This window comes from Agathobaculum butyriciproducens, from assembly GCA_003096535.1.
Classification (GTDB): Bacteria; Bacillota; Clostridia; order Oscillospirales; family Butyricicoccaceae; genus Agathobaculum; species Agathobaculum butyriciproducens.
Genome location: QEKJ01000002.1, coordinates 38013 through 49168, shown reverse-complemented (window position 1 = coordinate 49168; position 11156 = coordinate 38013). Strand labels below are relative to the sequence as shown.

General features: G+C 57.6%; 9 protein-coding genes. All 9 read left to right on the top strand.

Features of this window, described 5'->3' with window-relative positions; all coding sequences use genetic code 11:
• The first annotated feature begins 3 nt into the window (after positions 1 to 3).
• The 9 genes from mreC to C7386_RS02825 all read left to right on the top strand — a co-directional run bounded on the left by mreC (position 4) and on the right by C7386_RS02825 (position 11078).
• The gene (gene mreC, locus C7386_RS02865) at positions 4 to 849 is read left to right on the top strand and encodes a rod shape-determining protein MreC (RefSeq protein ID WP_158575062.1); all 846 of its coding nucleotides are present in this window, start codon (positions 4 to 6) and stop codon (positions 847 to 849) included.
• A gap of 3 nt (positions 850 to 852) precedes the next feature.
• Positions 853 to 1365, top strand: a complete 513-nt coding sequence (mreD, locus tag C7386_RS02860) for a rod shape-determining protein MreD (protein ID WP_110437291.1) — start codon at positions 853 to 855, stop codon at positions 1363 to 1365.
• A 26-nt stretch (positions 1366 to 1391) separates the two neighbouring features.
• The gene (locus C7386_RS02855; RefSeq protein ID WP_116704808.1) at positions 1392 to 3728 is read left to right on the top strand and encodes a penicillin-binding transpeptidase domain-containing protein; all 2337 of its coding nucleotides are present in this window, start codon (positions 1392 to 1394) and stop codon (positions 3726 to 3728) included.
• Positions 3729 to 4147: 419 nt separating this feature from the next.
• Complete coding sequence (locus C7386_RS02850) at positions 4148 to 4888, top strand: nucleotide-binding protein (RefSeq protein WP_110437293.1); 741 nt, start codon at positions 4148 to 4150, stop codon at positions 4886 to 4888.
• Positions 4889 to 4928: 40 nt separating this feature from the next.
• Complete coding sequence (locus C7386_RS02845; protein ID WP_110437294.1) at positions 4929 to 5339, top strand: methylglyoxal synthase; 411 nt, start codon at positions 4929 to 4931, stop codon at positions 5337 to 5339.
• A gap of 76 nt (positions 5340 to 5415) precedes the next feature.
• Positions 5416 to 6774 carry a histidine--tRNA ligase gene (gene hisS, locus C7386_RS02840; protein ID WP_116704807.1) on the top strand — a complete coding sequence of 453 codons (1359 nt, stop codon included), beginning with the start codon at positions 5416 to 5418 and terminating at the stop codon, positions 6772 to 6774.
• A gap of 100 nt (positions 6775 to 6874) precedes the next feature.
• Positions 6875 to 7084: a hypothetical protein gene (locus tag C7386_RS02835; RefSeq protein ID WP_116704806.1), complete on the top strand. Its 210-nt coding sequence runs from the start codon at positions 6875 to 6877 to the stop codon at positions 7082 to 7084.
• A gap of 105 nt (positions 7085 to 7189) precedes the next feature.
• Positions 7190 to 9001 (top strand): aspartate--tRNA ligase, encoded by a 1812-nt coding sequence (aspS, locus tag C7386_RS02830; protein WP_116704805.1) that lies wholly within the window; start codon positions 7190 to 7192, stop codon positions 8999 to 9001.
• Between the two features lie 73 nt (positions 9002 to 9074).
• A complete protein-coding gene (locus C7386_RS02825) occupies positions 9075 to 11078 on the top strand; it encodes an LTA synthase family protein (protein ID WP_116704804.1) in 2004 nt (667 codons plus the stop codon).
• Positions 11079 to 11156: the final 78 nt, after the last annotated feature.

Below are 11156 nucleotides of genomic sequence, written 5' to 3'. Positions count from 1 at the left end.
GTTTTGCGACGACGTCATAAAGTCGGCTCTCCGCTCCTGATCGGTGCGGCAGTCGTCATTCTGCTGTGCATTCTCTCCGCGGTGTACAGCGGCATCAGCGGCAATTCCTCGCCGATCACGAGAGCCGCCGGTGCGGTTGTCCGGCCGTTTCAGCGGTTCGGCACCGGTGTCGGACACTTTTTCAGCAAGGGACTGGATTATTTCACCGAGTTTGATGCACTCAAGGCCGAGAATGAGCAGCTCAAGCAGCAGATCAGCGACAATGCACAGCTTGTGCGCGACGCACAGATCGCGCTCGAGGAAAACAACCAGCTGCGCTCTCAGCTTGGGCAGCCGGAGAACACCCGCACCACCACCACGGTCAGCGCCGAGGTCATCGCCCGCAGTCCGGGCGACTGGGCGGATACGCTGACGCTGGACAAGGGCAGCTCGAGCGGCGTCAACAAGGACGATCTTGTAACGACCGTGGACGGCATGCTCGGCTTTGTCAGCGAGGTGACCGACAACACCTGCGAGGTGACTTCCATCACCGACCCGAAAATGCAGTGCGGCGCGCTTGTCACCCGCACGCGCGAGACCGCCATTGCGGAGGGCGACTATAACCTGATGACACGCGGTGCGCTTCGCCTGTCCTATCTGCGCGAGGACTCCAAGGTGGTCGTCGGCGATACGGTCGAGACCTCGGGACGCGGCGGTGTATTTCCCAAGGGCATCCTCATCGGCACGGTGGAAAGCGTGCAGCCGGAGGAAAGCGGCCTGTCGTACTACGCGGTCATCAAGCCGTTTGTCAGCGTGGACAGCGTTTCCTCGGTTTCCATCATCACCGAATACACGGACACAGCGGAGTAAGCCATGCAGAGAGAACATATTTCCATCCCGAAGCTGATCGCGTACGTGCTGTTTTCGGTGATTATCTTCGCGCTGCAGACCGGTACGTTCGGCGGCATGCGCATTTTCGGCTCTGCGGTCGATCTGCTGCCCGCACTCGTCACGGCAGCCGCGCTGCTCAGCGGCCCGGCGGAGGCGGCTGTTGTCGGCTTGACGGTCGGCATCTGCTATGACCTCAGCTTCACCGGCGTGGACGGTCTCTATCCCCTGTTTTTCCTGCTGTTCGGCTATGCCGCCGGAAAGCTCTGCCAGAGACTGCTCACCCGCAATTACATTTCCATGCTCATCCTTACGGCGTTTGAGTGTGTGCTGCTCGGTCTGCTGCGGTATCTCTTCTCGCTGATGCATGCAGGCGCGTCCTTCCTGATCGTCCTGCGGCAGCTTGCCGTCGGTACGGTGCTGACCTGCCTGTTCTGCTTTATCGTTTACCTGCCGCTGCGCAGGCTCAGCGGCAAATCCCGCAAGCGCAGCCGCTGACCCTTTGCGGAAAGGAGCACTTCCCCATGTTAAATAAACCTCAACTGCTTCGCCGTCTGCTCGCGCTGTGCGGACTGCTGCTGCTGTGCAGCGGTGTGGCGCTCTCGCAGTTATTCCAGCTGCAGCTTCTGAACGGCGAAAAGTATGTCCGCCGCTCGGCGGAGTTTCTCACCACCACGTCTACGGTTTCCGCAGCCCGCGGTGAGATCCTCGACCGCTACGGCAGACCGCTCGTCACCAACAACACCGGCTTTTCGCTCGTGCTCATCTACTCGTCCTTCTGGGACGGCAACGACAAGCGATTTGATACCCTGCTCGATCTGACGCACCGTATCCAGACCGCAGCCGTGGACGCGACCGCCAAGCAGAATGCCGCAAAGACGGCTGCTGCCACCGATACCTCGAGTGACACCTCTGCGGATGCCGCAGACAGCACGGATACGTCCTCGGACACCTCGACTGACACCGCGCAGGCGGTTTCTGCGGACACAGCGGCGATTCCGTCCATCAACGACCGGCTGCCGATCACGCAGGCCGCGCCGTTCACCTACAACAGCGCATCGCTGACCGAATTGTCGGGTTATATGAAGGACAGCGCCAAGTCGCTCGGTCTGGATGCGGTTACGACGGCCGTAGATGCTGCCAAGCAGGCCAATGAAACCGACCCCAAGACCGACGAGAACGGCAACACCATTGATCAGGCGGCACAGGTGGATGCGACCAAGCTGGTCTCCCCGACCGAGTTTATCAACGCCATGCGCGCCTATATGGAGAAAAACCTCGGCATGCCGACCGATCTCTCGCTTGCGGATGCCCGCACGATGGTCGGCATCTATTACAGCATGCGCACGGTCGGCTTCAGCAATCAGGCGACCTACACGCTCGCGGACAATGTGCCAATGGACCTGATCGCCTATATCAAGGAGCACAGCGCGGATTTTCAGGGCATTGAAATCCAGAGCGAAGCCGTCCGCCAATACGACACCTCCACCGCCGCACACCTGCTCGGCACGATCGGCTCCCTGACCTCCGACGAGTGGAGGTCCGACAAAAACGGCGGCCCTTACAAGGACAAGGCAGGCTACCAGATGAGCGATCTCATCGGCAAATCCGGTCTGGAGAGCGCGCTCGAGTCCTACCTGCACAGCACGGCAGGCTCCCGCACGGTGGAGACCGATCTTGGCGGTTCGGCTATTGCCGAGCAGACCACCGCTACAGCTCCCAAGCCCGGCGATAATGTTATCACCACGATTGACCTTGACCTGCAGGAAGTCGCCGAGAAATCGCTGGCAGGCAATCTCTCCGCTTACGGCAAGGGCGGCGCGGCTGTTGCACTCGACCCGAACACGGGCGAGGTGCTCGCAATGGCGTCCTACCCGACCTACTACCTGGCAAACTACAACAAAAACTACGCCTCTATCCAGGCGGACAGCCGTCATCCGGAGGTAAACCGTGCAACCTCGGGTGTGTACCCGCCGGGCTCCACCTTTAAGATGGTGACCGCCATCGCGGGTCTGGAGGAAGGCATCATCTCCGGTGACACCTACGTTACCTGCACCGGCACCTACGAGTACGGCGGACAGACCTTCCGCTGCAACAACCACGACACGCCCATGACGCTCAACGTCACGAATGCGCTCAAATACTCGTGCAATACGTTCTTCTACACGGTCGGTCAGAAGCTGACCGGTGAGCACCTCGAGCAGTGGACTAAGAAGTTCGGTCTCGGCACGGCGACCGGCATCGAGGTCGGCGAAGCCACCGGTCAGGCAGCAGGCCCGGCCTATCGTGCGCAGCAGCGCAAGGCCGACCCGGCGATCCGCGAGTGGCAGGGCGGCGATGATCTGAACGCAGCGATCGGTCAGTCGGATAACGGCTTTACGCCGCTGCAGCTGGCAAACTATGTTTCCGCTATCGTAAACGGCGGCACGCTGTACAAGCCGACGCTCGTCAAAAGCATCAAAAGCTACGATTACAGCAGCTTTATGAAAACCGATGAATCCGAGGTGCTCGGCAAGATCGACATTTCGGATGCCACGCGCGAGCTTGTCATGCAGGGCATGAGCGAGGTTACCGACGAGGGCGGTACCGCAGGCAGCGTTTTCGCGGACTACCCCATCAAGGTTGGCGGCAAGACCGGTACGGCCGAGATGTTCGAGAACGGCGAGTCGTTCGACAACGGTCTGTTCATCGCGTTTGCGCCCTTTGACAACCCGCAGATCGTTATCTGCGTGGTTGGTGAAGGCGCAGGCCACGGCGCTTACGTTGCGCCGATCGTGCGTGATATGCTCGATGAGTATTTCTCTGTCGGCAAGTCGGACCGCGCAGCCTCCCGTCAGGCGGAGAACACCCTGATTCGATAAAACAATTGTAAGCGAAACTGCAGTTTCGCGGCAGCATAAGCCCGGCAAATGTGATTTTGCCGGGTTTTTTCTTTCCAAACCCGGTGCCATTTGAAGTTTTCGTCAAAAAATTCGCGTGGAACGCTTGTAAACCGCCCGCTGTTAGTTTATAATACACTTGTAGGCGAATCTGCAGATTTATGCAGTATTGCCTTAAGGCAATACTGCATAATTGAACAAGAGCGATTTGCGAGCAAATTTTGCGTTCTGACAAGGCGCGGTTTTGCGGTAATACTTGATGTATTACCGTGAAATCTCGGCAGCGCGGACGGAACTCGCGCAAGGAACCGAAGCCAAAGTCAGGGCACAAAATTTCCGCAAAGCGCCGCAGCTTTAATTGTGCAGTATTGCCTTAAATAAGGTTTTCTTTCGGAGGCGGTATGTTGAAGGTGATTCTTGTTGCGTCCGGTAAGGGCGGCACAGGAAAGACCTCCCTTACAGCGGGCGTAGGCGCGGCTCTCGCGCAGCTTGGCAGCAAAGTGCTGCTGATTGACGGCGACTGCGGTCTGCGCAATCTGGATATCGTGCTCGGCATGTCCGACCGGGTGGTCTACTCGTTTGCCGATGTGGCAGGCGGCGCGGTCCCCCTCGCGGATGCCATGGCGTGTCATCCGGATATGAAAACGCTGTACTTACTCACTGCACCGGTGGCGCTTCCCGCGCTCAGCGAGCGCGGCATGGAGCAGCTGGCTGTGCAGGCCGAGGAGGCCGGGTTCGACTACCTGCTGATCGACGGTCCCGCCGGACTGCCGGCTGAGCTTTCCTTTCTGGCGCATATTGCCACGCAGGCGATCATCGTCACCTCGACCGACCGCGTGTGTGTCCGCGGCGCGGAACGCTGCGCCCGCAAGCTGGAGGAGGAATACTGCATCCAGCGCATCCGCATGGTGCTCAACCGTGTGCGCCCGCAGCTCATCAGCCACGGCAAATCCGGCAACATCGATGACGCGATGGACGAAGCAGGGCTTCCCCTGCTCGGTCTCGTGCCCGAGGATGTGGACCTCATTTCGTGCAGCAACAGCGGCAGGAGCATTCATGCCGTCAAGCACACGGGCGCGGCTCGCGCCTTTGTGAATATCGCCCGGCGGCTCAACGGCGAGCGTATTCCACTTAAATTGTAAGAAATCTCGAAATAAATATACAGGAAAGGGGTTATTCCTGATGAACATTGCACTGATCGCACATGACCGCAAAAAAGAACTGATGGTACAGTTTTGCATGGCATACTGCGGTATTCTTGCAAAGCATAACATCTGTGCCACCGGCACCACCGGCAAATTTGTTGAAGAAGCTACCGGTCTGAAAATCGACAAGTGCCTTGCGGGTATGCAGGGCGGCGAAGAGCAGATCTCTGCTCGCGTAGCCTACAACGAGATCGACCTCGTGCTGTTTTTCCGTGATCCGATGTCCAACGCACAGTACGAACCGGATGTCCATGCGATTTCCCGCCTGTGTGACATGCACAATATCCCGATTGCAACCAACTCGGCAACCGCTGAAATGCTCATCCTCGGTCTGGATCGCGGTGATCTGGATTGGCGTAATATTGTCAACCCGAAGAACAAAAAATAAACAATAGCATTCGTTGCACCGGATCGGGTACGCCAATTCGGTGCATACGTCTGTCTTGAGGAGAATCAAAATAGTTATGGAAAAAGTAAAACCCAGAACCTTATCCGGCTTTATGGAGCTGCTTCCGGCACCGCAGGTGCAGATGGAGCGCATCATGCAGGTACTGCGCGAAACCTATGCGCTGTACGGCTTCTATCCGCTGGATACCCCGCTGATCGAGTCCTCCGAGGTACTGCTTGCCAAGGGCGGCGGCGAGACTGAAAAGCAGATCTACCGCTTCACCAAGGGCGACAGCGATCTGTCCCTGCGATTCGACCTGACCGTACCGCTGGCAAAGTATGTTGCCCAGCACTACGGCGAGCTGACCTTCCCGTTCCGCCGTTTCCAGATCGGCAAGGTTTACCGCGGTGAACGCGCACAGCGCGGCCGTTTCCGCGAGTTCTATCAGGCGGACATCGACGTCATCGGCGACGGCAAGCTGGACATCATCAACGAGGCCGAGGTGCCGAGCATCATCTACAAGACGTTCACCTCACTGGGCCTCGAGCGCTTCAAGATCCGCATCAACAACCGCAAGGTGCTCAACGGCTTCTTTGCTATCCTCGGTCTGACCGAGAAGGCCGGCGACGTGATGCGTACCATCGACAAGCTGGAGAAGATCGGCGCAGAGAAGGTAAAGACCATTCTGGTCGAGGATTTCGGCGTGGAAGCGGCTACGGCTGACGAGCTGCTGAAGTTCATCGAGACGCCGGGCGGCACCGAGGGTATCCTCGCGGCGCTGGAGGGCTACAAGGGCAAGAACGAGGTATTCGACCTCGGCGCAGAGGAGCTGAAAACGGTTGCAACCTATATGCAGGCGTTCGGCGTTCCGGCTGACCACTTCGAGATCGACCTGACGATTGCCCGCGGTCTGGACTACTACACCGGCACCGTTTATGAGACCGCTATGCTCGACCATCCGGAGATCGGTTCCATCTGCTCGGGCGGCCGCTACGACAACCTTGCCGAGTATTACACCGACAAGCAGCTGCCGGGCGTGGGCATCTCCATCGGTCTGACCCGTCTGTTCTACGTTCTCGGTGAGCAGGGCTACCTGAACGATCAGATGAACAAGGCACCGGCGGACGTACTCATCCTGCCGATGACCGACGACATGGGCGCGGCCATCAAGACCGCTACCGCTCTGCGCGAGTCGGGCATCCGCACCCAGTTGTACAGCGAGCAGAAGAAGTTCAAGCACAAGATCGGCTACGCCGACAAGCTGAGCATTCCGTTCGTTATCTTCCTCGGTGAGGATGAGATCAACGCGGGCGTGGTCGCTGTCAAGGATATGGAGAGCGGCGAGCAGGTCAAGATTTCGCTTGACGAGGCAGCAAAGCTCATCCATGACGGTCTGGCGAAGAAGAACGCAGGCAAGGTCATTTGCGACAAATAATTCATTCTAATTAGTAATTAGGAATTAGTAGTTAGTAATTATTGATTGCTGACTGTTAATGGACGGATAGAGTTTTCAACTGAATATGGAGGGATTGTTTATGAAACAGCTTGTTTACGGCGGTATTCTCATGATTACGGGTATGCTTGGTATCATTGTTTCGCTGATGCTGCTTTCTATCTTTACCAATACGGGTGCATCGATACCGTTCCTTATCGCCTTCGTCGGCATCATTCTGTTTGCGATTATGGTCTTTCTCGGCTATTATGAGCACGTTCGTCCGGCGATGAAGAATACAGACAATGAGTAACTTAAATTATCCATATCTCAGCTAATCCGCGCGACAGCGCGTATGAAATAGAATTTGCTCTGCAAATCAAAACTGTAATAAACAAATCTTAAAGGATTGATAAACATGAATAACACATCTATTGCAGGCATGAAGCGCACGCATATGTGCGGCGATCTTCGCCTGGAGCACGCCGGTCAGACCGTTACCGTAAACGGCTGGGTTGACCGCGTGCGTGACAACGGCGGCGTTCTGTTCCTGCTGCTGCGCGACCGCGCGGGCATCGTACAGTGCACCTTTGACAAGTCGGTCAACGCCGACCTGTTCGACATCGCATTCACCTGCCGCACCGAGTTCGTTGTGGCTGTCAAGGGCAAGCTGGTGGCCCGCGACGCGGCTGCCATCAACAAGAAGATGCCGACCGGCGAGGTCGAAATTATTGCCGAGGACATCCGCATTCTGTCCAAGGCGGAGACCACCCCGTTTGAGATTGACGACACCAAGGAGGTCGGTGACCAGATCCGTCTGAAGTACCGCTACCTTGACCTGCGCCGTCCGTCCATGCAGAAGAACCTGATGCTGCGCCACCGCGTAACGCAGGTTGCCCGCAACTACTTCGACGAGCACGGCTTCCTCGAGATCGAGACCCCGATGCTGACCAAGTCCACCCCGGAGGGTGCGCGCGACTACCTCGTGCCGTCCCGTGTGCATCCGGGCAAGTTCTATGCCCTGCCGCAGTCCCCGCAGCAGTACAAGCAGCTGCTCATGCTGTCCGGTATGGACCGTTACATTCAGATCACCCGCTGCTTCCGCGACGAGGACCTGCGTGCCGACCGTCAGCCGGAGTTCACCCAGATCGACCTTGAGATGTCGTTCGTTGAGCAGGATGACGTTATCGCCGTCAACGAGGGCTTCCTCCAGCGCGTATTCAAGGAAGTGCTCGATGTTGACATTCAGCTGCCGCTGCCGCGCATGACCTGGCAGGACGCCATGGACAAGTACGGCTCGGACAAGCCGGACGTTCGCTTCGGCTTTGAGATCAAGGATATTTCCGACATTGCCAAGGACTGCTCGTTTAAGGTGTTCAAGGATACCGTTGAGAACGGCGGCACGGTCCGTCTTATCAACGTAAACGGCTACGCGGACAAGTTCCCGCGCAAGGAGATTGACAAGCTCGGCGAGTTCGTCAAGACCTACCGCGCAAAGGGCCTTGCATGGATGAAGCTCGCCGCAGACGGCAGCATGACTTCTTCGTTCGCCAAGTTCCTGTCCGAGGACGAGATTGCAGCCATCAAGGAGCGTGCAGGCGCAAAGGAGAACGACCTGCTGTTCGTTGTTGCCGACGCAAACTGGCAGACCGCCGCTGTTGCTCTGGGCGCGCTGCGCTGCGAGCTGGCTAAGCGTCTGGGCCTTGCCAAGAAGGACGACTTCAAGCTGCTGTGGGTCACCGAGTTCCCGCAGTTCGAGTACAGCGAGGAGGAGAACCGCCTCGTTGCCATGCACCATCCGTTCACCGCACCGATGGACGAGGATATCCCGCTGCTGGACACCGATCCGGCCAAGGTTCGTGCCAAGGCGTACGACATTATCCTCAACGGCTGTGAGCTGGGCGGCGGCTCCATTCGTATCCACGATCCCGAGCTGCAGACCAAGATGTTCGAGGCCCTCGGCTTCACCGAGGAGAAGGCCAAGGAGCAGTTCGGTCACCTGATTACTGCATTCTCCTACGGCGCACCTCCGCACGGTGGTCTGGCTTACGGTCTGGATCGTCTGTGCATGCTGCTCGCCGGTCTGGATTCCATCCGCGACGTGATCGCCTTCCCGAAGGTTCAGAACGCGTCCGATCTGATGATGAACTGCCCGGATATCGTAGATGACAAGCAGCTGGACGATCTCTCTATCGCAGTTACCCGCGTAGAAGAAACGCCTGAGGCATAAATTCTAACGACTTGAGAAGCCGCTGCGGAAACACCACAGCGGCTTTTCCGTCTCTGCGAAAGGAGCAACTTTTTTGAGCATTGAACATAAGGTTCAAAACGAAACCGGACGAAACCCGTACCGAATCGGTGTAAATGTACTGCTGCTCGTTGCGTTTTTCCTGCTGTTCCATCCCCTGCTGAGCAAGGGCTCGCTGATGTATCAGCCGACCATCTCGCACTGGCTGACCGCAGGCGCATTCGTGCCGCTGGTGCTGCGTCCGTGGCGCCGCAACCACCCGTTTGCGGAAAATCACACGCGGCTGTACGCGGCGGTTCTGCTCGTGCATGACGTGCTGCTGTTCCTGTCTGCGGCGGCTGTCAGCCTGATCCTGGTAGAATACATGGTCAAGGGCTGCGTCATCACGCTCAAGCAGTCGTTTTTTCAGGGCTGGATCTGCTATGTGGCGGTTTACGCCGCGGCGTATCTGATCTGCGGCAACGTGCGTATCGGCGTATGCCTCGGCATGGCAATTTCGATGATCCACGGCATGATCGACCACTACGTTATGCTGTTCCGCGGCACGCCTGTCATGCTGAGCGACATTGCCGCCATCGGCACGGCAGCCAACGTTTCCAAGGGCTACTCCGCACCGATGGAGCTTTCCGTGCTCCGCGCCGCGGCGGCGGCTGTGCTGTTCTGCGTGAGCGTGTGCCTGATGCAGCGCAGCTTCAAGGTGCACAAGCGCTGGTACTTCCGCAGACTGTTTTCGCTGCCGTGCGTGCTCGTGCTGGCGTTCATCGCCTACACTGGCATCCAGACGGTCGGCACCGGACTGGCTTTCTGGCAGTCCAGCCGCCAGTACAGCGAGATTTTCTACTTCCTGCGCTGCGCGACCAGCTCGTTTGTCAAGCAGCCGGAGGGCTACAGCGCGGACGCGCTTTCTGCCGCACAGAGCGAATTTACCGGCAAACAGGGCACGAAAACGCCCAATCTGATCGTGATCATGAACGAATCCTTCTCGGATCTCGGCTCGGTCGGTGCGCTTGAGACCAACGAGGACCCCATGCCGTATGTGCACAAGCTGATGCAGGGTCAGGAGAACACCATCAGCGGTCAGCTGACCGTTTCGACCTTCGGCGGCGGCACCGCCAACACCGAGCTGGAGTTCCTCACCGGCGATTCAATGGCGTTCCTGCCGTACAACTGCTCGGCGTATCAGGTGTTCATCAAGAGCGAAATGCCCAATCTGACCTCGGGTCTGGATTCGCTCGGCTACCAGACGGCGGCGATTCACCCCTATCTGTCCACCTCGTGGAACCGCACAAACGTCTACCGCTTCTTCGGCTTTGAAGCGCAGTATTATCAGGACGATTTTGCCGCTGACGCCGGTCGTGTGCGCGATTTTATCAGCGACAGCGCAAGCTACAAGAAGATTTTCGAGCTGTACGAGAACAAGAGGGAAAACACGCCGCTGTTCGTGTTCAACGTAACGATGCAGAACCACGGCGGCTATGACTGGGACGGCGACGGTTACTTCGACAAGCGCATCTACCTCACCGGTAAGGAGCAGGACAAGTACCCGACGGTTGACCAGTACCTGTCGCTCGTGCGGTACAGCGACGACGCCGTGCAGGAGCTGATCAGCTACTTCTCCAAGGTGGATGAGCCGACGGCGATCGTGTTCTTCGGCGACCACCAGCCCAATCTGCCGGAGGACTTTTACAACACCCTGCTCGAGAGTCAGCGCGGCGATCTCTCGGATGCCGAGCTACGCCAGAAAAAGATGGTAACGCCGTTCTTCATCTGGGCGAACTACGACATCAAGGAGCAGACAAACATGCAGATCAGCGCGAACTATCTGTCCGCGTATGCGCTGAACGCGCTCGGCTGCTCGACCTCGGGCTTTGACCAGATGCGCCTTGCCCTGCAGCAGCAGATTCCGGTGATGAACGTCAACGGTTATCGCCTGCCGGACGGCACCTGGTATCCGCAGAGTGAACAGCCGGAAAACGACCTGCTGAACGATTATCACCATGCGGAATATGCGCAGATTTTTGACGCAAAAAATCGCAGCGATGAATGGTATACACCGTAATTCCGTACAGAATCCCCACTTTATGTGGGGATTTTTTCTTGTAAAAAAGATACAGTTTTACGAATTTTTTCGTTGTTA